The organism is Marivirga sp., assembly GCF_051117495.1.
In the GTDB taxonomy this organism is placed as follows: Bacteria; Bacteroidota; Bacteroidia; order Cytophagales; family Cyclobacteriaceae; genus Marivirga.
On sequence record NZ_JBNPEF010000006.1, the window covers coordinates 24,415 to 46,214 of the forward strand.

The window sequence follows — 21,800 nt, forward strand, 5'->3', positions numbered from 1 at the left end:
ACGATTTACCTCCTATCTGTTAATTCATTCTTATTCTACTGTACTAGCAATTACTTACCTGCTTCATATCGTTTGGATACTTCATCCCAGTTAATTACATTAAAGAAAGCTGAGATATAGTCAGGTCGTCTGTTCTGATAATTTAGGTAATAAGCATGTTCCCAAACATCAAGACCTAAAATCGGAGTGCCACCACAGCCTACATTTGGCATGATCGGATTATCTTGATTTGGAGAAGAACAAACTTCTACTTTCCCACCAGAGTGAACACATAACCATGCCCAACCCGAACCAAAACGAGTTGCCGCAGCATTTGAAAATTCTTCTTTGAATTTATCAAAAGAACCATAAGCTGCATTGATGGCATCAGCTAAAGCTCCAGAAGGTTCTCCTCCACCGTCTGGGCTCATTACAGTCCAGAATAAAGAGTGATTATAATGACCTCCACCGTTATTTCTAACAGCATTATTATCACTATTATTTTTAAGCAATTCTTCTAAAGATTTGCCATCCATATCTGTTCCTTCAACAGCTGCATTCAATTTTGTAACATATCCATTATGATGCTTTCCATGATGGATTTCCATCGTTTTCGCATCTATATGTGGTTCTAAAGCATCTTTTGCATATGGTAATGCTGGTAATTCAAAAGCCATAATATTTATAAATTATAGGTTAAACATTTATTAAAAATTCAATTTTATTTTTTTCTCAATTTTGCAAAAAAATCATCTATCAACTTCTTGCTTTCACTTGCCATCAGACCGCTTTTAACTTTTGTTTTGGGATGAATCATATTGGGATTTATTTTAGTAAATCCTCTTTTTTCATCCGCTAAAGCATAAACAATTTGATCAATTTGTGACCAATTGAGTGCACCCGCACACATTCCGCATGGCTCCAAACTAACATAGAGTGTACAATCAGTTAAATATTTGCCCCCTAAATAATTGGCGGCTGAAGTGATCGCCAACATCTCTGCATGAGCAGTAACATCATTCAATCTCTCAGTTTGGTTATAAGCTTTTGCAATAATCTTTTTCTGACAAACAACGACAGCACCAACGGGAATTTCACCTTCATCATAGGCTATTGCAGCCTGACGAAGAGCTTCCTTCATAAAGTGCTCGTCAGAATTAACGGTGAGTTCCATTTTATGTTTACCGGAATTTGGTGGTTTTGAACATTTTTTGAGCAATTGGCTCCCATTGAGATTTCATATAAGGAGGGCAAGAAAAACTAATTACCACCAACCCATTTTTATGAATAGTATAAAGCAAATATGTATAACGCTCTTCAGCCGACCGATTGCCTTCCGCATCTGGTTTCCCATCAAACTGATAAGCGGCAAATTCCTTTTCATTGATGGTTACTAGTTCTTTTTGAGAAAAATCAATTTCTTGAAATAAGTTAGGAATACTTGAATCATAAAATTCCTTGAGTAAGGCAACATCCCCATCTTGCCAAAAAGTAGGCGATGCCGTAATGGTAAATTCAACAGATGATTGTTCATCAGTCATAGCCACATCCGGAATTCGGGCACCTAAAAATTTGGCGGAAAGCTCCTGTTGGGTCATCTTTCTCAGTTCAGTGGAAACCTCCATGCTTACATAATCCGTAAGCTTTTGTTTTTTTAAAACAGGCTCTTGAACAAAAAAGAGCATCAAAAATATTAAACCAATTGATTTAATCATTAACATATTATTTTAATCATTCAAAAAATTTATGCTCTAATGGCAATTACGGGATCTAATTTGGCGGCCATTCCTGCCGGTACAATTCCCGACAAAGTTCCTATTATGACTGAAACGCCCACTCCAAGAATGATATTACCCATTGAAAGGCTCAATTCTAAACTACCTAAGGAAACAAAACTCAATAAATACACCAATAACAATCCGAAAAGCCCCCCTAGTAGCGAAAGGAATACTGCTTCAAACAGAAATTGAAATAAAATAAAGAAATTTTTAGCCCCTAATGACTTTTGAATACCAATGATATTGGTTCTTTCCTTAACAGAAACAAACATAATATTGGCAATACCAAAGCCACCTACCAAAATAGAAAAGCTACCAATTACCCATCCTGCCAAAGAAATAACCCCAAAGATTGAACCAATCACTTCGCCAAATGCTTCTGGTCTATTGATGGCAAAATTGGTAACTTCTCTTGGACGCAAGCCTCTTTTCTGCCTAAGCAATCCTGTAATTTCACCTTCAAGGTTTTTTAAGCCTTCATCATCAGGATAACCTTTTAGGGCAATAATGGATTCCACTCCAAAATTCCCCTGGCCTGAATACATTTTAAAGAAAGTATTGTAAGGAACATAACAAAAATCATCTGCACTTGGGGCATTAATTACGCTAGCCCCTTGTTTTTCCATCACTCCAATCACCCTGAATTTCAATCCTCTTAATTTTACTTCTTTTCCTATCGGATCTGACAATGGAAATAAAGTTTTAGCCACTTCAGCCCCTATAATGGTTACATTTGCCCCCTTTTCAACTTCCTGCAATCCGAAATACCGACCTGTTTCAACCGGAATTTCAAATACATCTTTATGTTGATAGGCTACACCTGAAACTATAGCTCCGCTTAAACTATTGCTCTCATGCTTTACCGTCACCCCAAACCTTTCAGCAAAAATGGTGACTGCACTTGCTTGATTTGCATTATTTTTTAAAAATTGATATTCACTGAATTGTGCCTTAGGCCTATTGACATATTTCCACCACGGATAATTATCTTCAAATATCCATGGGAATTTCTCAATACGGATCACATCATCACCCAAAAAGTTGAGACTGTCCCTTATGTTCTTTTCCAATGAATCCACCAAAGTAAAAACAGTGATGATAGAGAAAATCCCGACTGTTACACCTAAAAGTGAAAGAATAGTCCTTAATAAATTGGCTCGTAAAGCACTTAAAGCAAATCGGAAACTCTCTAAAAGCAGATGAATGTAAATCATACGTAAATATAAAAATATAATCCTACAAGTTTACAAAAACTATTCTTAACTTTGCCCTCTTAAAATTTTTAAGTCTAACCACTTAATACCGTAATATTAAGTATGAAATTATCAGAATTCAAATTCGAATTACCACTAAAATTAGTGGCACAACATCCGGCAGAAGACAGAGATTTAGCAAAACTAATGGTTTTGCACAAAGATACCGGGGAAATTGAACACAAAACTTTTAAAGACATTGTAGATTACTTTGATGAAGGTGACATTTTGGTTACCAACAACACCAAAGTATTCCCTGCCCGTCTTTATGGTAACAAAGAAAAAACTGGTGCCCAAATTGAGGTTTTTCTATTGAGAGAGCTTAATAAAGAAATGCACTTATGGGATGTGTTAGTTGACCCGGCTCGTAAAATCCGTGTTGGTAATAAGTTATATTTTGGAGATGGTGAATTAGTAGCGGAAGTTATTGACAACACCACCTCAAGAGGAAGAACCATCAAATTTTTATACGATGGTGATGACCAGGATTTCTACAAATTGGTAGATTCTTTGGGAGAGACTCCGCTTCCGAAATATATAAAAAGACCAGTTGAAGAAGCCGACAGGGAAAGATTCCAAACGATTTATGCCGAGGAAGTAGGAGCTGTGGCAGCACCAACTGCGGGTATGCACTTTACTCGTCAGGTATTGAAGAGAATGGAATTGAAAGGCATCAAAACCAGTCCGATTACATTGCATATTGGTTTGGGGACCTTCCGTCCAGTTGATGTGGAAGATTTAACCAAACACAAAATGGATTCGGAAAACTTTAAGGTTCCGAAAAAAACTGCGGAATTGGTTAATGAGTCTTTAGATAGCAAAAAAAGAGTTTGTGCTGTAGGTACTACTGCTATGCGCTCCATGGAATCTTCGGTAACAGCCAACAATCGTTTAAAAGAAAATGAAGGCTGGACAGATAGATTCATATTCCCTCCTTACGAATTTAAAATTTGTAATGCGCTATTGACCAATTTTCATATGCCGGAATCTACCTTGTTGATGATGGCCGCAGCATTTGGAGGTTATGAAAATGTTATGAATGCTTATCAAGAAGCTATAAAAAACAAATATAGATTCCTTTCTTATGGGGATGCTATGTTGATTATTTAAATTGAACATTACAGAAATAGAACTGCTGTGCAATACTTTGAAAGCATGGCAGTTTTATTTTTACCCATAACAAACATTTCTTCGAAACATGCTGTTAGCTCTTTAATAACAGTAAATCCAAATTTCAGATGACAGTTTTACCCTATAAAGACAAGGAAACAGGCAAAAAGCAACAGGTGGCCGATATGTTTGACAATATCAGCCACAAATATGATTTCCTTAATCATTTCTTAAGCTTAGGAATCGATATCAGATGGAGAAAAAAAGCCATCAAGCTATTGAAGGAAATCCAACCCAAGCAAATTTTGGATATCGCTACAGGAACCGGTGATTTTGCCATCGAAGCATTAAAATTAAATCCTGATCATGTGACAGGAGTTGATATTTCAGAGGGGATGCTCAATGTTGGTAGAGAAAAGCTTAAGAAAAGAAAACTGGATGACAGAATCACGCTATCTTCTGGGGACTCTGAAAACCTTCCATTTGAGGATAATAAGTTTGATGCCATCATCGTTGCATTTGGGGTAAGGAATTTTGAGAATCTTGAAAAAGGATTGGCAGAAATGTTTAGGGTGTTAAGTCCAGGCGGTAAAGTAGTGGTTTTGGAGTTTTCCAAACCTAAAAGCTTTCCATTTAAACAGCTATACAATTTCTATTTTAAAAATATCTTGCCTACTTTAGGCAAAACAATTTCAAAAGATAACGCAGCTTATACGTATCTACCGGAATCTGTTAAGTCATTTCCAGATGGAAAGGATTTTACATCAATTTTGGATAAACTAGGCTTCAAAAACACAGAATGCAAACCATTAACCTTTGGCATAAGCTCAATATACACTGGAATAAAATAATATTATTCGGAATCGGTATATTTATTAGTTTTCAAGTCTCATCACAGCATTATGAGCAAGAAAACTTACCCAATTATGACGATGATTTAATTCATTACGGATTTTATTTGGGGGGACATACAGCCAATTTAAAGGTTCGATACAATGAAGCATACCTAAGCAACCAATTTGACTCCTTACATTCAGTGATTCCTGAAAGTGCTCCGGGTTTCACTGTCGGCTTTATTTTCAATTTAAGAATAGCCCAATATTTGGATTTCAGAACACTTCCGGGAGTAGGTCTGTATCAATATACCTTGAATTACAATACTTATGACCGCGCAGAAGAGGTTACTTACCAAGGTAAAAAAGAGGCTTTCTATGCCGAACTACCGCTTTTATTAAAATACAAATCACAAAGAAGAAAGAATTTTAGAGCATATATGATAGGTGGTGCAAAACCATCCTTTGAGGTGAGTGGAAAAAGACCTTCTGAAATAAATGAGGATGTTTTGTTAATCAACACCTTTAATTTGGCTTTGGAAATTGGATTTGGAATTGACATATACTACGAACTTTTCAAATTTTCTCCTGAAATTCGGTTTTCTAGAGGCTTAACAAATGCCCTTTTTGAAAGGCAGAATAGCTATAGTAGCCCCATCAATGAATTGGTAACCAATAGCGTATCTATTTATTTTCAATTTCAGTAACAAAAAACATAACATTACGGCAACACGAAAATTAAATTTTGGGTTAATTTTGTAACTCAACTTGATTAATTTGATATGAAAAAATTTATCCTACTCCTCAGTTTCATGTCATTATTGGCAATTTCAGAATTAAAAGCCCAATGGAGATTGGCCGCGGGTATCGATGTCTTAAGCACCCCTTTCTTTGAAAATATTCCAAAATATCGTTTTGGAGCAGAAGCCCAATACTTTATGGCAAATCGCTTTGCTTTAACAGGTGGGCTAGAATTTATTGAAAAGGATCTAGGGGGTTCTGCTGGATTCAGATTCTACCCAATTAATCCTGTTTTTCTAAGAATGAGAGGTATTTTAAAAGAAAATTCTGATTTAGCCTTAGGCATGGGATATGCAATAGGACTCAACAATAATTGGCGATTAGAAACTATGGCTGATTATTTTGCCGTTAGTGGCGGATTTGCCATGCGAGTGGGTTTGGCTGTAAAATTATAACACTAGCCATCTAACCAAAGCTTAAATGTAGTGACCTTTTCCCTGCTCACTAATATATCTTGATCACCACAGTCCTTTAAATTAATTTTTAATCTGCTATTGGAATAGGTAATTATATCATCTATTGCATCCAGACTGGCAATATATTTCCTATTGAGCCTAAAGAAAATTTTGGGATCAATTTCGGACTCCAAATGATCTAAAGTATAATCTATTAAATACTTCCGCTTTTCCTTTGTTTGGATAAAAGTTGCCTTTTCTGCACTGTAAAAAAATGAGATATCTTTAGTGGGCACGCTATGGATTTTCTCCCCTACTTTCACCATAAAGCGCTCCTTATATTGCTTTTGCTGACTTTGCATCATGGATTGCAGCATTTGAATATTGATAGTGGCCGGTTTGTTTTGATTTTCATATTTTTCAATGGCCAATGCCAATTCATCCGGATCGATGGGTTTCAGCAGGTAATCAATAGAATTGAGCTTAAATGCTTTAATGGCATACTGATCATAAGCAGTAGTGAAAATAATTGGACTCACAATGTCAACTTGCTTGAAAATCTCAAAACTTTTTCCATCTGCCAACTCAATATCACTTAATATTAAATCTGGTGCAGGATTTGAATGTAGCCATTTAATGGAATCTTCGATACTGTCGAGATGTCCAAATATCTTTGCGGAGGGAAGTAATTCCTTTATCAAATTAATAATCCTTCTAGCGGCCGGTCTTTCATCCTCTATTACCAATATGTTCATGACTCCAGTTTTATTAATGGTAATTTAACTATAAAAAAATCTCCATTTTGCTCCACTTCAGGTTGGTTTTTACCCAATAGCTGATATCTTTTTTTAATATTTTCGAGACCAATTCCTGTATTGTTCGCATCCCCTTTTTTGGGTCGCCAATTGTTAAGGACATACAGATTATCTTCTTCCTGATTAATTTCCACATAAAGTGGATGAGCTGCACTAGCTGTAGTATGCTTAATGGCATTTTCCAACAATAACTGCAGGGATAATGGAGGTAAATAATAAGAAGCTGTGTCTTGAACTGAAATTTTAAACTTTAATTTCTCTTCAAACCTAATCTGCTGGAGCCCTAAATAATTTTTTGCAAAGCCTAGTTCTTTTTCCAAGGGCACCAGTTCCTCACTTTGCACTTCCAATACATACCTATAGATTTTGGAAAGTTGCTGAATAAATTTTGAAGATCTTTGCGGACTTTCGAAAACCAAGCTATTGAGCGTATTTAAAGAATTGAATAAAAAGTGTGGGTTTAATTGATCTCTCAAAGATTGATTTTGACTTGCTAGCACAGTCCTTTTTAACTGTTCTGCTTCCAACACCGATTTCCTCCACTCAATTAACCATGACCTTGTGGTAAATATTCCATTAATGACAACAGCGATCGAAACAGGGCTCAACGATTCTTCAGCAAAATGCAAAAGGTTCAATTCCTCAAAAGTCAAATGTGAATTTCTTGCCCATACATATCCAGTAATTACCACAAAACTTGCTATAAAAGAATAAATGGAATAAGTGATTAAAGTTCCAATTAGGCGCGTAATCGGCTTTTCCACCCATTTAAATCTTTTTTCAAACAGGCTATCAATCAAAAAACCACCGTATGATAATGAGGATGATAAGAGAAATGCATTAATAAAACTTGGCAATAAATATTGCATTTGATCCAGCTTAAAAAAACAGCTGGGACAAAATATAAAAACCAAAACAACTGATATTCCTAAATTCAATTTTAAGAAACTCTTCAGGTTGCCAAAGGCGGAGGAATATGTTGTTGTTTTTGCCTTAGTCATTATTATTTCAAATATACATTTTTGTTTTAATGCTTTTGCTAGAATTGATTAATTCAATTAAATGCATTTTATATTTTGGTATCAGAAATCAATTACTTTAAAAGAGTAATAGATTCATTCTTATTAGAGTTATTGACTGTTTGAATGTTCTTTATCTTTTTCATTTACTATATAAATGGCTCTAATTATGCTAAATTAACAGTCACATAACACCCCTATAGTCCCCTCAAGTAAAACCCCATAATCCCCTCAAGGGGATAGACTCACAGATTTAATTAGGTAGAATACAGATTTTATTTCACTATTTTCCTCATCATCTTGAGCGTATGCTGTCTTCCCTTTCCCCAGTTTGTGTCTCCATAACTAGATTGCAGAATGTTGCTAAGCATTCCTGTATGCATTTGTGAAGACTTGCCGGAACAAGCAGGCACAAATGCTGGCGGAAAAAGAAAAGCAGTATGCCTTAACTTAACTACATTAGGCGCGAACCTGCCTATTGACAGACAGGGACACAGAGTTTAACGCAATGTTAAAATCATTTCTCTGCGAGGCCTTCGCATCTTGGCGACCCTGCCTGTCGGCAGACAAGTCAGCAAGAGTTGCCTTAAGCATTTGGCATGTTTAATCTTTTTAGTTACAAGAATTTATTACTGCTTCGGCAGATTCCTTACCCCATTTTGGTGCAAATGGGTAGGAAGGTTCTTGATTTTCTTCTTTTTCAAAATATTGCAAACTTTGTTTTGCCATGCCACAAGCTTTTTCTGGTCCTTCCCTAAAAAACTTAGCCATTCCCAATTGCATTTGCGCCATCATAGCCATGGCTCTTGGGTTTTCAGGTTCCAGTTTTAAAGCCCTACCAAATGTTTGCATTACTAATCCAGATAATTGCTGCCCTCGGGTCTGAGGATCCACTGCAAGTTCACCCATTAAAGCATAGCCTTTCAAGGCAACTAATTCTGCATTCTCTCCGTTTCTGGCGATGCAATCATCAATAACTTTCTCCGCAAGCTTGAAATTCTTATCCTGAGCATCTTGGTTCCCTTCAAGTACAAATCCAGCGTTAGTATAGGCCAATGCTGCATAATAATCCGGCAACCATTTATCGGGGTTCATTTGTGAAATTCTATTGAACCCATTGGCTACCGCCTTAAAATCTGCAGCTGTTTGCGCCTCTTTCAAGGCTTTGAGTTGCCCTTCCATTGCGGCATTATACGCTGGGTCAAATGCCCAAACTGCAGTTGAAATAAAGAATAAAAGTGCGATTAATGTGAATTTAGTTTTCATAATATTAAAATTTAGATGTAAAGTATTTTATAAGTTGTTTAATTGATTTGCGTTTTTATCGGTTGAAAGTGTTAAGAATACGCCAAGAAATAAAAACCTTGGAGCTCCTTGAATAATGGGCGAAGAGGCAAAAATACCTTCTTCATTGGCTTGGTTTGCGTATTGATATCCAAATTTATTATCTCTTTCCAACACATTATTACAAGCAAAATGTATAATCAGGTTGGGCTTTGGAAGATAGCTCCATGATAAACTCAATGATTGAAAGCTTTTAGTTTTCGAGTTTTGTTCTCCAACCATATTAGGATTTGTATAGACATATCCATCATTGAAAGAAAAAGAGCCCCCTATTTGCGAATTTATAGCGCTTACAATATGCTTTATAACTACCGAACCGTTATGCCTGGGCGCATAATTTGGCTGGACTTCCGTTTGAAAGTGGTTGAACTGCCTTTTGGAATCTACGAAACTGTAAGTAATCCAAAAATCGGTGTTCTTGACACTCTCCCTATCTCTGTAGAAAAAATCCATTCCAGTTGCATACCCATCACCATTCACCTGCAGGTTAACTGGATTCAAATTATTTCCATCATAGGTAAGGAGATTGTTATATTCTTTATGGAAAGCCTCTGCCCTAAATGTTCTATTATTTTTAGCGATGAAATAATTAAGGATATAATGACTTGCTTCCGTATTACCCAAATTATTGTTGAGCACCCTAAATTTACTCTCCGGCAGTTGGCTAAATTGTCCATAAGCCAAAGATAGTTGCCCTTCATGTTTGAATTTATAACTTAAAGAGGCTCTTGGGTCAAGCCATTGTTTATTGATTAGTTGACTATGGCCAGATCTTAATCCAGCTCTTAGTACCAAATCGTTGTTTAAATAATAGTCTGACTCTATAAATAAATTAGCTTGAGGATCTTCAAAGCTTCGGCTTAAATCTTCTTGCAATAGCGTTTCCTCATATTGATTCCAATAAGTTTCTACACCGAATTTAGTAGAAAAAGCATCTGAAAAATCCTTTATGGCAACTCCTTTAGCATGAAAAAGCTGAGTACTTTGCTCTACTTCCAAGCCATCAATATTGAATAAATCATTATTTTGAGTATATCCTAACCCTCCCGTAAAGCTCCAATCATTTTTAGCGGCTTGTTTGAAAGAGACTTGGCCGACATTATAATCATTGTTAATCTTGATTAATTGACCTCTATCTGAACTTCCAGGCTGTGCCTGCCATAATTCCATACCGCTAGATTCTTTCTGGAAAAATGCCTTTAGCATTCCGCTATTTCCCCACTTCTGTCTGCCCAATAGTGACACATCCCAGCTATGAGGAGCCCTTTCCCAGTCAAAATCCTGCTCAATTAATTGTTGATACGGCCCTAAATCAAAGAAATTAGCATTTGCGGTTATGCTATTTCTTTTTCCCACCAATGTTTGCGAAACACCTCCACCTAAAGACATTAAACTAATATCTGCCTGACTTCTAACCGGCATGTCAATACTATTTAACACTAAGGCGGAGGACAACGCCTGACCATATTCTGCAGAATATCCGCCAGTGGAGAAAAAAGTACCTTTAAACATATTAGGACTAAACCGAGTCCGACTAGGAACATTATTGGCAGTTGTACCAAAGGCATTGCTTACTTTCAAACCATCTATAAAAATGGCCGTTTCAGAAGCGTCTCCACCTCTTACGAATAATCTGCCATCATTGCCCACTGTACTGGTGCCCGGCAAAGTTTGAAACGCCCCTACGATATCACCTATGGCAGATGGAGTCGTTACTATATCAATGGGTCTCAATACCACTGCTTTTCTTTCATCAGAAGCTTCCATGGCACCGGCCGTGATGGTAACAGCCTTCATTTGATCAATAGCTTCTTTTAAGGCTAACTGAAAGTTTAAAGGCATGCCTTCTAAGTTGATTGTTAAGGCTTCCTTTTTATACCCAATTGATTGAAAAACCAGGTTTTTTTCACCCTCAATTTTAGTAGAAAACTGAAAGCTACCATCCGCAATAGTGGAAGTTCCTTCGTAAGTTCCTTCTATATAAATACTAACGCCCGGTAAAGCCTCTCTGCTTTTATCGGTTATGGTTCCTGTGATAAGGGTCTGTCCGTAAAGGATAGAAGAAAAAAGGAATAAGAAAAGTGTGATTAAATGTCGCATACCGCTTTTGTTTTTTTCAAAGTTGCGGTATTGCTCCCCTATTTTAAATTAATACTGACTCAAGTGTCATTTGGGATGGATGAAGTGTTGGATTTGGGGAATGAAGTGTTTTTGATAAAATTTTATTAAATCAAGCAAATTCTATTAAAGTAATTTTTTTTCAAAATATTAACAATAAAATAAATCATAAAATAGCTCATAACCATACTTAACACTCTTTTACAGTTACTTAAAAATAATTTTTTAAGAAGGCTCGATATTTTATGAAATAAATTCATATACAAACAATGTAAGTTTTTTTTGTAAGAAGAATATTTGTTTATACTTTTGAATATCAACTAGGGTTAATGTATGAAAATATGTGAAACCAATTTAAGGATAAATGGTACCTAATATCCTTTAATTAACCTTACGAAGAGATAACTTTTGATTTGTATTCTCCTTACTTGAGGAAGCAAACAATAAATTTCCCTTCAGTTTTTATACCTCCCTATTGTGTTAAATAATTATAACATTTAAACTATCAAGTTAATTATGAAACATTTGAATTTAAAAATTACTGCACTATTGTGCATAGTTGCTATGTATGCTTGTAATCCAAATTTAGAGGATGAGAATTTAATCATCTCTGAGGATGAAGTTCAGACTGAAGAACTAATTAAGCTCGGAGATGCTAATGTGAAAGCACAGGAAGTCTTACTTGAAATGTTGCAAAAGGAGCCTGACTTAAGAAAGGATTTGCTTGAGATCGGATTAAAGGAAGAAGGCATTATGTTAAAAACCTTGTTCGACCCGACCACTGAAAGTTTTCAAAGGTTAAGTCCTTCTTTACTTACTTTTAAAGATAAGTTTGCTCATTACTATCATGGAAATAATAGTAATGCACAAAGGACAAATCAGCAAAACAATGAAGAGTTGGAAGAACTAATCCAAACACTTGTAGATGGTGATATTGAAATTTACATGCCCTATATTTACGAGGAAATGTTTGAATCTGATAATATTACCATAGTAGCCGCTACCTTGGAAAACCAGGGAGATGAAGTTGAAGGGTACAGAGTTGATTTATCTAACTCAAGCAGTAGGAATACCCTGCCCTATGAAGAACCTCAGTTAGTTGATGTTAATGATGATTATGCCGCAAACAACTCCACTTTAATTATAGCACCAATTGATGGTGGTGGCGAATCAGGAGGAGGATATGGTGGCGGAGGCTCAACCGGTGGAGGTTCTACAGGTGGAGGTTCCACAGGTGGTGGATCAACACACCCTCATGAATATGAAGATTTATATAGAATGATGGTTGAAGTTGGTGCAATTAAGTGTAATGAGCAGTATGATGCTTTAATAAGTTTTACTCGAAACGGAAAGGGTTCAGAATTCCAATTTGTTCGTGCATACCCTTATTATTCAGGAGGTACAAAATCCCAAATGGCAGAAGTCGGAGTGACACTCACTCGAAAACAAATAAATGAATATGATGTAGTTAACGTTAACGCTAGTTGGGATGATGCCTGGTCTCCTGAAGAATATACACAGGGCTTGGGGATTTATGAATTTGATAATACTGAAAGAAAAAGTGTTACTTTAGATGGAACGGTGCGGTTATTGCGTAATGGTAATGTCAGTACAGCTACTTACTCAGAAGAATATCCTTCTAAAGACCCAGTCTTATTAAATGAAGATTTAGGAAGAGAAAATTTCTATAATGATGTGATAAATGAACGTGATTTTGGAAATGGATTACATAACGGATATGCCTGGAGAACTGCTGGCAGTCTGCGGTTTACTCTTGCTCCAACAATGGAATATGAATAATTCTTCTAAATAAACAGGAAGACGGGTGCAGGAAATAGCCACCCGTCCTCTTTTAAATAAAAAACATGAAAAATTTTATTGTGTTAGTACTACTGAATTTAATTTCAATACTACCATTATTTTCCCAAAAAACAACTGACAGTTCTAAGTTCTCACTTGGCTTTGAATCTGGTCTTCACTTAGATTTAGTTCAGGTTTTAAGACCATCTTATGGCCCACATAATCCTCGACCGTCTTATTTTCCAGATGAATTCGAGCTTCAAAAAGTCTTAGTGGGTTGGAACAATAGGGTAAGAATTAATTTTGCTTTCAATGATAAATGGAGTTTATTAGGAAGGATAGGGTTCACTACCTTTAAGCGGGAGTATCAAAAGTCAAATGTAGATGTTTTAGGTGGTTTCGGAGATAAAAAATATGTAGAAAAGTATATGCCTATCGATATTATGATCGTTAGGAAATTCAATTTAAAAAAAGGAGATCTTAGTTTTGGTTTTGGTCCCATTATAAGAATGTTTTCAGACTCAGCTGTATCATATATGGTAAGCGAAGGGCCAAATGGTAAACTATACGTGACACAGCTACAAACAAATTCTAGAACTTTTGGTGATATCGGTTTTTCATTTAACGCCTCCTACTCTCAGCAAATAAAAGAGGCGTTTCATGTAGGTTTAAATTTAAATGGCTACACCTTATATGGTGGTTATGGGCTTGAGAGTATTATTCTATCACCTTTTGTAACAATCAACTTTTAATTATGAGACGATTTTTATTAATTTTCATACTATTGATCTGCTTCTCAGCACTGAATGTAAAAGCACAAAAATTCATTTCAGAAAGCAAAATATCCTTTGGGATGGGGATGGGTTTTGACTATAACAATACCTTGTTCCCAAAATATGATGAAAATAGTAGTCGTCCCGAACATTTAGCGACCAACTGGGAAGAGGATCCACTAGTAGTGGGCAGGGTTATATCCTTTTCATGGTCATTTTTAATGGATGAAAAATTCCCTGTTCAATTAAAGTTTTACAAAGGAGATTTCAGAGAAGACTACAGTGATGATTTGATGTTTTTTGAGGGGGAAGAGTTCGATAAGCTATATACTGGCTTAGTGTTGGGATCCTATATTGATTTAATAAAAAAAAGTAGTCGCCATCAATTTCGATTTGATTATGGTTTACATTTTTACCGCTTGTTCACTTCTATTGTAGATTACGAAATAGAGCTTGATGAAGATGGTAATTATATCCCTGGATTTCCTCTGGTGCATAATAATGTGAATCATGAATTAGGTCTTAATATAGGCTTAGAATATGGTTTCTTCTCAAAAAATAAAAGGTCAATGATTGGACTTAAGATCGATGGTTTTGGAAGCTATAATACAGATTTTTTCGGATGGATAATTCAACCTACTTTTTCATATTCTTTCTAATCCTTTTCAGTTCTTGTGAATTTAATAAGAACGATAATGAAATGCCATATGACTACAATGTTATTAAATCTTCTAATACTTGGAAAGAGCAGTTTTTTATATACAAAAATTTGTCGAAAAATGGATTGGAGTATGTTAGAAATAAAGACAGTGTAATAATAGAAATTAGGAAATACGAAAAAGGTAAACTGAATGGAAATTATCTAAAATACCATGATAATGGAAATATAGCTACCGTAGGAAAATTTCGCAATGATAGAAAAGTCGGAACATGGCATGAATTTCATGATAATGGAAAAATTAAGTCATCAGGCAAATTCCTGAATGGTTTGAAATCTGGTTTATGGGTTACTTATTTCGAAAATGGAAGCATCTACACATCAGGGCATTATAAAAACGGACAAAAGATTGACAAATGGTTTGTGTACTTTGAATCAGGCTCAATAAACCATAAAGCAAATTATAAAAGTGGTGAAAAATCAGGGAAATGGGAAAGATATTTTGAAAATGGAAACCTTTCTGCCTTTATGAACTTTAAAAATGATGTGAAACACGGAATCTGGATGAAATTTAATGAATTAGGAGACACCATATCTTATGGAATTTATAGAAAAGGCGATCCAACGGGAAAATGGATGAAATTAGATAAAAAAGGCAAAAAAATATATGCGAAAAACTAGTGAGCACTAAACCTATAAATTAATAATAGGCGCCATACTAAAAGTATCTTCCTTATCAGATGGATTAATCTTTAAAATATTAGACACCACCAAATTAACTAAAATCCAAGAGGCTTTGTAACGATTAAGTTTCGAAATCTCTTGGAATTTGCTCAAAGTAATAGACTCATGTTCCCCTAAATATTCTAGTAAAACTTTTTCTTTTTCTTGAATTTGGAGAATTTTACCGTACTTTCTTTTAGAAAATTTGATCACATTTCGAACTTCCTTGCTGGCTTGGATGCTCTTATCCGCTAAACGGACGTAAGCTTTTCCCCAATCTGTATTTTCATCAGGCAAGGCATAATGCGGTCTTTTCTTACTTTCTGGGACTTTATAATGAACCACTGCCCTACTTTCATCTTCATCTAATGGAATAATATTGTATTCGTACTTAAGCCTGGGCTTGCAAAGTTTTGCTAATGCTTTGTTCAAAACATAGATTTCTTCCTCTGCATATTTCACTCCAGGAATATTGCCATTATCATCAACACCGATTAATACATTTCCACCTTTTGTATTAGCAAAAGCTACGAATTCTCGTACTATTTTTTCGGGATGAGCAGCTTTTCTTTTGAATTCAAGCGTATCTCCTTCCCCTCTTCTTACTAATCGATATAGGTCTTTTAGCTCCATTGCCAGAAAGTATTATTATATGGAATCTAATAATTAATTTCGTAAACATTATTATTTAGTACTGAATATCAAATAGACACAAACTCCTCTCATGTAATTGCCTAATAGGCTCTATTTAGGATGCGAAGATATCCTCGTCTCTTTTGAAAGACTTGAATTCCAATGCATTACCACTTGGATCCAAAAAGAACATGGTGGCTTGTTCGCCTGGTTCTCCTTTAAAACGAATATAAGGCTCGATTATAAAATCTGTTTTAGCCTCTTTCAATCTATCGGCCAAATCATGCCATTGTTGCCATTCCAATATCACTCCAAAATGCTTAATCGGAACGGATTTTCCATCCACAGGATTGGCTGCAGGTTCCTGTATAGTTTCATCTGTTAAATGAGCCGTAATTTGATGGCCGTATAGATCAAAATCAATCCATCTTTCTGAAGTACGCCCAATCCTACAATTCAATACATCTTCAAAAAATTGGCGTGTCGCTTTTAAATCTGATACGGGAAAAGCCACATGAAATGGTCTTATATTTTTCATTTAATGATATTTTAATTTATACCTTTTAGCGATAAATAGCTCTTAATATCCTAGATTCCGGTCGGTGTGCCACCGACCGGGGTAGAGGGTAGAATCCATGGTTGGTGACACACCAACCATTTAAACCTCAAATATAAACCTGACAGGTCTTTGATGAAATCTGGATGAAATAAAGAATTTAAACGCCTTCCGCTTCTACTTCCTTCACATCGTTAGGCAACATTCTTTTCAAGAGATTTTCTATTCCTGCTTTTAAAGTGATAGTAGAAGACGGGCATCCACTACAAGCACCTTGCAGTAATAATTTCACTTTTTGACCTTCTTTTTCATAAGAATGGAAAGAAATTGCACCACCATCTTGCTCCACGGCAGGTTTAATATATTCTTCCAAAATATTCTTTATTTGCTCCTCTAACTCAGCATTTTCACTGGTATTGGTTTCTTCAAATAAATCTTGAGCACGTAATTCAATCACTCGCTTCCCGGACTCCAAAAATTCTTTAATGGTATCCTTTACATCATTTTGAATTTCTACCCATTCGTATTCGGGTTTTTTGGTAACCGTAACGAAATTGCTCATGTAAAACACTCTATCCACATATTCCTTTTTGAAAAGGATTTCTGCTAAAGGCGCCTGTGCTGTATCTTCTATAGATGGAAAATCAAAAGAATCTCCTTCAGGAACCAACATTTGGTTGGTGGCGAATTTCAAAGAATTCGGATTCGGATTAGCTTCCATATAAATGGTAACAGGTTGTTGTGTCTGTGTACTCATCTTCTCTTTTTATATTTTTAAAATTATTTATTTGCAGGAACGTCATCGGGCACATTTAGTTCACCTTCAGACTTTGCAATTAAAGTAGAAACAGTAGCATCGCCTGTAACGTTCACTACCGTTCTAAACATATCCAAAATTCTATCCACAGGGAATATGATGGCCACCCAAGCAGGATTTAAACCTACTGAATTCAATACAATGATCATCATTACCAATCCCGCACTTGGAACGGCTGCTGAGCCAATGGAGGCTAAAGTAGCGGTTAAAACTATGGTCAATTGCTGACCGAGTGTTAAATCGACCATGTGCAATTGCGCCAAGAAAACCACTGCAATGGCCTGATACATGCTTGTGCCGTCCATATTGACGGTTGCCCCTATTGGCAGTACAAAACTGCTGATTTTTTTAGAGGCACCCATATTTTCTTCTACACACTCCATGGTTACTGGTAAAGTAGCCGCACTACTGGAGGTAGAAAATGCCAAGAATTGAGCTGGACTTATTCGCTTTAAAAATTCCTTGTAGGTTAATTTCTTGATAAATAAGGCTACTATTAAAGGATATAAAACAAAAATCATGAAAAGTAAGCCCACCAATAATGTGATTGAATAACTTCCAAGTCCTTTGAAAATCTGCAACACCTGAGCCGGGGTATCCGCCATTTTTGCTATAACACCTGCCAATAGCGCAAAGACAAAAAACGGGGCCGCTTTCATAATGATATCCACCATTTTAAGGATGACTTCATTGGCGCCATTCACAAAACTAATAACTCCACCTACCTTATCGTTCGGCAACATTGCCAGACAAATCCCAAAGAATAAGGCAAAGAAAATCACCTGTAGCATATTGGCATTGCTACTAAAAGCACCGAAGACATTTTCAGGAACCATATCTACAAAAAACTTTAATGGCCCTTGATTGGTGGTTTCTTCCGCTGATTGTGATAATTGATCCACTTTTTCATTAGATGCTTCAGCTACATTTCTAAGTGAATCCATGGCGCCTTCATTCATGGTTGAATTTACCAGGTCTTGATATTGTTGCTCTTTTAAAAATGAGCGCCCATCTTTTGGTTGAGGCACATCAGGGTTTTCGCTTACCCATAGCTCATATTTAATTCTGTTTTTAACTCTTTGATCCTCATTTACAAACTTTCCGGGCTTTACCAAATTAACTAGGGTAAGCCCAATGCCTACCGCCAAAACAGTTGAACCTATATAAAAAAGAATAGTCTTTAAGCCTAGTTTCCCTAATTTATTGATATCAGTTAAACTCGACACCCCGCTTATGATTGATAGCAAGACTAACGGAACTGCAATGGCTTTCAACACTCTAATGAAAATAGTGCCAAAAGGATCTATCCAGTCTATGGTGAATTGATTCCAACCTAAATAACTTGAAATAAATGCCCAGATGATTCCCAGTGCAAGACCAATTATGATTTTTATGTGTAATGGTAATTTTTTCATCAAATCTTATTCGTTTTAGCCCTTAATAAAAAATCAGCAATAGTTAAGGCAGCCATTGCCTCCACAATAGGTACCGCTCTTGGTACCACACATGGATCATGCCTTCCCTTTCCTTTTACTGTTACTTTGTTTCCATCTTTATCAATACTTTCTTGGTCATTCATGATAGTGGCAATGGGTTTAAAAGCAACATTGAAATAAATATCTTGCCCATTGGAAATGCCACCTTGTATGCCACCTGAATTGTTAGTGGTTGTTTTTACTTTTCCTTCTTCCGTCTCAAAAGGGTCATTATGTTCTGAACCGTACATTTTCACCCCCTCAAAACCACTTCCGTATTCAAAACCTTTCACCGCATTGATGCTTAGCATTGCCTGACCCAAAATTGCATGCAATTTATCAAATACGGGTTCTCCCAAACCAATGGGAGTGCCTTTTACCACACAGCTCACAATTCCTCCTATTGTATCTCTGTTTTTTCTAGTCTCATCAATATGCTGAATCATTTTTTCAGCCATTTCAGGATCCGGACAGCGAACAATATTTTCCTCTGCTTTACTTAAATCCATTTCTTGATAAGGCATATCAAGCTTTAAACTACCTACTTGAGAAACATAAGCCTGAACACTAATTCCAAATTGTTCTAAATACATTTTGGCAATGGCTCCGGCCGCCACTCTGGCAGCGGTTTCTCGAGCTGAACTTCTTCCTCCTCCTCTATAATCTCGCACTCCATATTTTTCCTGATAAGTAAAATCAGCATGAGAAGGTCTATAGCTATCTTTTATATGAGAGTAGTCTTTGCTTTTTTGATTAGTATTTCGGATACCCAAAGCGATTGGAGTTCCTGTAGTGAGACCCTCAAATACTCCTGATAGAATCTCCACTTCATCTTCTTCTTTTCGTTGAGTGGTGATTTTGGATTGGCCAGGCTTTCTGCGTTGCATTTCTGATTGTAAAAATGCTTCATCAATTTTTACTCCGGCAGGACAGCCGTCAATGATGACCCCTATTCCAACACCGTGAGATTCACCGTAAGTCGTGATTTTGAAGATTTTTCCGAAACTATTGCTCATTTATACAAAAATTGATGCGCAATTTAGGATTTTTTCAGTAAGATGAACAATGAAACCGAAAAAGCCACTACAAGAAATATGTTAAACACCCATTTCCAGATTTCAGTGGTTTGATGAGATTGTAATTCATTTGATGCATCAACAATCCGATCATAAAACAAACCATCGGATGAAGCTTGTTCAATATTTACATTGGCCATGCTTTCGCCCTTAATTTTAATTTGATAATTTGGTTTTAAGGTATCATATTTTTCGGTTCGTGTATTAAAAAATATGAATTGGAAATAATCTGACAAATCATATTCACCAGGCTCTTTTGGAATCATATAATATCGGAAAGCTTTTGATCCCCTGACTGACACACCACTTCGGGTAATATTCTCGCTTACGTTAGGAGAATATATTTCAAGCTCCTTTTTGTTTTTTACCTGTGGCTCAGCTATGCCTGAAATATTCCCGCTTCCCCTAATATCAAATTCATATTGAAAACTTTCGCCAGTATTCAGCTCAGTGGAATTAATGTCTTCAGATAATTTATAATCTCCAACGGAAACCTGATCCTTTAATGGATGATCGGGCAAAGGATTTACTTTTACAGTTTTCGGCTTAGAATAAAATGTTTTAAAACTCTCCTTTCTATTTTGTCCAAAAAAGCTTCTGCTTTTGGCCACTTGATATTTTATCATTTCCAAGCCTACTTTAGGGAATTCAATATCCTCATCTCCCAAAGGAAAGAAGGTGGCTTGATAAATTTTATAAACAGTATATCTTTTTCCTCCTAAATTAACTGGTTCTCCTGCAATATTCTCAATGTTAAAATTTTCTTCCCAGACGTTGTTAGGTCTTATTTCTTTTAAAATTTTGGTGAGTTGATTGGTTAAATCATGAAACTGCAATGGCGCCCTATTTTCGTTAGAAACATAAAATGCCAAAGTAGTATTCACTCCTTCCCCAACATATATTTCATCTTTATCAGTTGTTAAAGCAAAAAATGCATCCTCTTTTAGGTCCACAAATTCCTCTGGCTCATTTCTTCGGCCAAAGAAATCCTCAAATGGATCGCTTCCAAAAGGGTCATATCTTCTATTTTGATTTTGTTGTTTGGCAGGGCCAACTTCAACTTTCTTTCCTGATGAGCTGATCACCTTTCCATTAACATTTATACTAAAAGCTGGGATGTTTATGACACCTTCCTTTTCAGGAATATAAGATTGGGTTATACTTTGGCTCCTGGTTACTTGACCATTAAAAATGTTAGTAGAAGAACTACTGGATGTCCCTCTTTTCACCAAACCATTGATATCGGGGAATTTATCATAAGATTTCAAAGTCTCCCCTTCTACTTTCACCGTAATAGTAAAAGCTTGATTCAAGGCAATTTTATCTGGACCTAGTTCTATGGAAATATCCTGTGCTTTTAGCCCAATGACGTTAAAGAAAAATACAGAAAATATAATTAAAAATTTCACTAACCTTCTTATCATTTTATTCGTATTTAGATTCAAATACTTCAAGAAACCGAACGTTAAAATTAGTGTTTAATTTTCGATTTTAATAAATTTTTACTACTTTCAAGATACCATAAAAATTAAGTTCTTTAAAGTAATAACTACAACCCAAACCATAATAGCTATGTTAGATTATGCAAAATCAATTCTTTCAAAAGTAAGTTTCGACAGACGTTTATTTGAAAAGGAGTTGAGAAAAGCTATTGCTCTGTTGGTTGAACATGAGCTGAATTTGTTGAAGGAATGGTGCTACAGGAATTTTAGTAGTAAGTACCGTGATGTGTTAAACAAACATTTCCAAACTATTTAATATTTGAAGCCACCCCACAAGGTGGCTTTTTTATTACCAACAATTTTAAAAATCCCACCTCATATTCGCAATTCACTTGCATTTAA

General features: G+C 35.9%; 23 protein-coding genes. 9 read left to right on the forward strand and 14 right to left on the reverse strand.

Annotation, left to right across the window (positions count from 1 at the left end; genetic code table 11):
• Positions 1-50: 50 nt before the first annotated feature.
• The 4 genes from ACFE0M_RS04680 to ACFE0M_RS04695 are packed head-to-tail and all read right to left on the reverse strand — an operon-like array spanning position 51 to position 2,971.
• Positions 51-656, reverse strand: a complete 606-nt coding sequence (locus tag ACFE0M_RS04680) for a superoxide dismutase (protein ID WP_434544586.1) — start codon at positions 654-656, stop codon at positions 51-53.
• A gap of 44 nt (positions 657-700) precedes the next feature.
• Positions 701-1,153 carry a nucleoside deaminase gene (locus tag ACFE0M_RS04685; RefSeq protein WP_434544587.1) on the reverse strand — a complete coding sequence of 151 codons (453 nt, stop codon included), beginning with the start codon at positions 1,151-1,153 and terminating at the stop codon, positions 701-703.
• A 7-nt stretch (positions 1,154-1,160) separates the two neighbouring features.
• Positions 1,161-1,694 carry a hypothetical protein gene (locus ACFE0M_RS04690; protein WP_434544588.1) on the reverse strand — a complete coding sequence of 178 codons (534 nt, stop codon included), beginning with the start codon at positions 1,692-1,694 and terminating at the stop codon, positions 1,161-1,163.
• Between the two features lie 29 nt (positions 1,695-1,723).
• Positions 1,724-2,971 carry an ABC transporter permease gene (locus tag ACFE0M_RS04695; RefSeq protein WP_434544589.1) on the reverse strand — a complete coding sequence of 416 codons (1,248 nt, stop codon included), beginning with the start codon at positions 2,969-2,971 and terminating at the stop codon, positions 1,724-1,726.
• A gap of 102 nt (positions 2,972-3,073) precedes the next feature.
• Here ACFE0M_RS04695 and queA point away from each other — a divergent pair, with 102 nt between their 5' ends.
• The 4 genes from queA to ACFE0M_RS04715 all read left to right on the forward strand — a co-directional run bounded on the left by queA (position 3,074) and on the right by ACFE0M_RS04715 (position 6,149).
• Entirely contained in the window at positions 3,074-4,120 is a 1,047-nt protein-coding gene (gene queA, locus ACFE0M_RS04700; protein ID WP_434544590.1) for a tRNA preQ1(34) S-adenosylmethionine ribosyltransferase-isomerase QueA, read from the forward strand.
• 128 nt (positions 4,121-4,248) lie between these two features.
• A complete protein-coding gene (gene ubiE / locus ACFE0M_RS04705) occupies positions 4,249-4,971 on the forward strand; it encodes a bifunctional demethylmenaquinone methyltransferase/2-methoxy-6-polyprenyl-1,4-benzoquinol methylase UbiE (protein WP_434544591.1) in 723 nt (240 codons plus the stop codon).
• Entirely contained in the window at positions 4,920-5,660 is a 741-nt protein-coding gene (locus ACFE0M_RS04710; protein WP_434544592.1) for a porin family protein, read from the forward strand. The genes ubiE and ACFE0M_RS04710 overlap by 52 nt, the downstream gene beginning before the upstream one ends.
• 75 nt (positions 5,661-5,735) lie before the next feature.
• Complete coding sequence (locus ACFE0M_RS04715) at positions 5,736-6,149, forward strand: hypothetical protein (RefSeq protein ID WP_434544593.1); 414 nt, start codon at positions 5,736-5,738, stop codon at positions 6,147-6,149.
• A gap of 2 nt (positions 6,150-6,151) precedes the next feature.
• On the opposite strand, the gene ACFE0M_RS04720 is transcribed toward ACFE0M_RS04715, so the two are convergent.
• The 4 genes from ACFE0M_RS04720 to ACFE0M_RS04735 all read right to left on the reverse strand — a co-directional run bounded on the left by ACFE0M_RS04720 (position 6,152) and on the right by ACFE0M_RS04735 (position 11,427).
• Positions 6,152-6,904, reverse strand: a complete 753-nt coding sequence (locus tag ACFE0M_RS04720; protein WP_434544594.1) for a LytR/AlgR family response regulator transcription factor — start codon at positions 6,902-6,904, stop codon at positions 6,152-6,154.
• Positions 6,901-7,833 carry a sensor histidine kinase gene (locus ACFE0M_RS04725; RefSeq protein WP_434544595.1) on the reverse strand — a complete coding sequence of 311 codons (933 nt, stop codon included), beginning with the start codon at positions 7,831-7,833 and terminating at the stop codon, positions 6,901-6,903. The genes ACFE0M_RS04720 and ACFE0M_RS04725 overlap by 4 nt, the downstream gene beginning before the upstream one ends.
• 762 nt (positions 7,834-8,595) lie before the next feature.
• Positions 8,596-9,249: a hypothetical protein gene (locus ACFE0M_RS04730; protein WP_434544596.1), complete on the reverse strand. Its 654-nt coding sequence runs from the start codon at positions 9,247-9,249 to the stop codon at positions 8,596-8,598.
• A gap of 27 nt (positions 9,250-9,276) precedes the next feature.
• A complete protein-coding gene (locus ACFE0M_RS04735; protein WP_434544597.1) occupies positions 9,277-11,427 on the reverse strand; it encodes a TonB-dependent receptor in 2,151 nt (716 codons plus the stop codon).
• Positions 11,428-11,961: 534 nt separating this feature from the next.
• Here ACFE0M_RS04735 and ACFE0M_RS04740 point away from each other — a divergent pair.
• The 4 genes from ACFE0M_RS04740 (at position 11,962) to ACFE0M_RS04755 (ending at position 15,357) form a co-directional block, all read left to right on the forward strand.
• Positions 11,962-13,245, forward strand: coding sequence for a hypothetical protein (locus ACFE0M_RS04740; RefSeq protein ID WP_434544598.1), 1,284 nt, complete (start codon positions 11,962-11,964; stop codon positions 13,243-13,245).
• Between the two features lie 65 nt (positions 13,246-13,310).
• A complete protein-coding gene (locus tag ACFE0M_RS04745) occupies positions 13,311-13,997 on the forward strand; it encodes a hypothetical protein (protein WP_434544599.1) in 687 nt (228 codons plus the stop codon).
• Positions 13,998-13,999: 2 nt separating this feature from the next.
• Entirely contained in the window at positions 14,000-14,677 is a 678-nt protein-coding gene (locus ACFE0M_RS04750; RefSeq protein WP_434544600.1) for a hypothetical protein, read from the forward strand.
• Positions 14,641-15,357, forward strand: a complete 717-nt coding sequence (locus ACFE0M_RS04755; RefSeq protein WP_434544601.1) for a toxin-antitoxin system YwqK family antitoxin — start codon at positions 14,641-14,643, stop codon at positions 15,355-15,357. The genes ACFE0M_RS04750 and ACFE0M_RS04755 overlap by 37 nt, the downstream gene beginning before the upstream one ends.
• 12 nt (positions 15,358-15,369) lie before the next feature.
• Here ACFE0M_RS04755 and ACFE0M_RS04760 read toward each other — a convergent pair whose 3' ends face one another.
• The 6 genes from ACFE0M_RS04760 to ACFE0M_RS04785 form a co-directional block, all read right to left on the reverse strand.
• Entirely contained in the window at positions 15,370-16,032 is a 663-nt protein-coding gene (locus ACFE0M_RS04760; RefSeq protein ID WP_434544602.1) for an AlbA family DNA-binding domain-containing protein, read from the reverse strand.
• A 115-nt stretch (positions 16,033-16,147) separates the two neighbouring features.
• Positions 16,148-16,570: a VOC family protein gene (locus tag ACFE0M_RS04765; RefSeq protein WP_434544603.1), complete on the reverse strand. Its 423-nt coding sequence runs from the start codon at positions 16,568-16,570 to the stop codon at positions 16,148-16,150.
• Between the two features lie 178 nt (positions 16,571-16,748).
• The gene (locus tag ACFE0M_RS04770) at positions 16,749-17,345 is read right to left on the reverse strand and encodes a NifU family protein (RefSeq protein WP_434544604.1); all 597 of its coding nucleotides are present in this window, start codon (positions 17,343-17,345) and stop codon (positions 16,749-16,751) included.
• A 23-nt stretch (positions 17,346-17,368) separates the two neighbouring features.
• The gene (locus tag ACFE0M_RS04775; RefSeq protein WP_434544605.1) at positions 17,369-18,820 is read right to left on the reverse strand and encodes a dicarboxylate/amino acid:cation symporter; all 1,452 of its coding nucleotides are present in this window, start codon (positions 18,818-18,820) and stop codon (positions 17,369-17,371) included.
• Positions 18,820-19,896 (reverse strand): chorismate synthase, encoded by a 1,077-nt coding sequence (gene aroC, locus ACFE0M_RS04780; RefSeq protein WP_434544606.1) that lies wholly within the window; start codon positions 19,894-19,896, stop codon positions 18,820-18,822. The genes ACFE0M_RS04775 and aroC overlap by 1 nt, the downstream gene beginning before the upstream one ends.
• A gap of 23 nt (positions 19,897-19,919) precedes the next feature.
• Entirely contained in the window at positions 19,920-21,380 is a 1,461-nt protein-coding gene (locus ACFE0M_RS04785) for a BatD family protein (RefSeq protein ID WP_434544607.1), read from the reverse strand.
• A gap of 148 nt (positions 21,381-21,528) precedes the next feature.
• Here ACFE0M_RS04785 and ACFE0M_RS04790 point away from each other — a divergent pair, with 148 nt between their 5' ends.
• Positions 21,529-21,714, forward strand: coding sequence for a hypothetical protein (locus ACFE0M_RS04790; protein WP_340153824.1), 186 nt, complete (start codon positions 21,529-21,531; stop codon positions 21,712-21,714).
• The last annotated feature ends 86 nt before the right edge of the window (positions 21,715-21,800 follow it).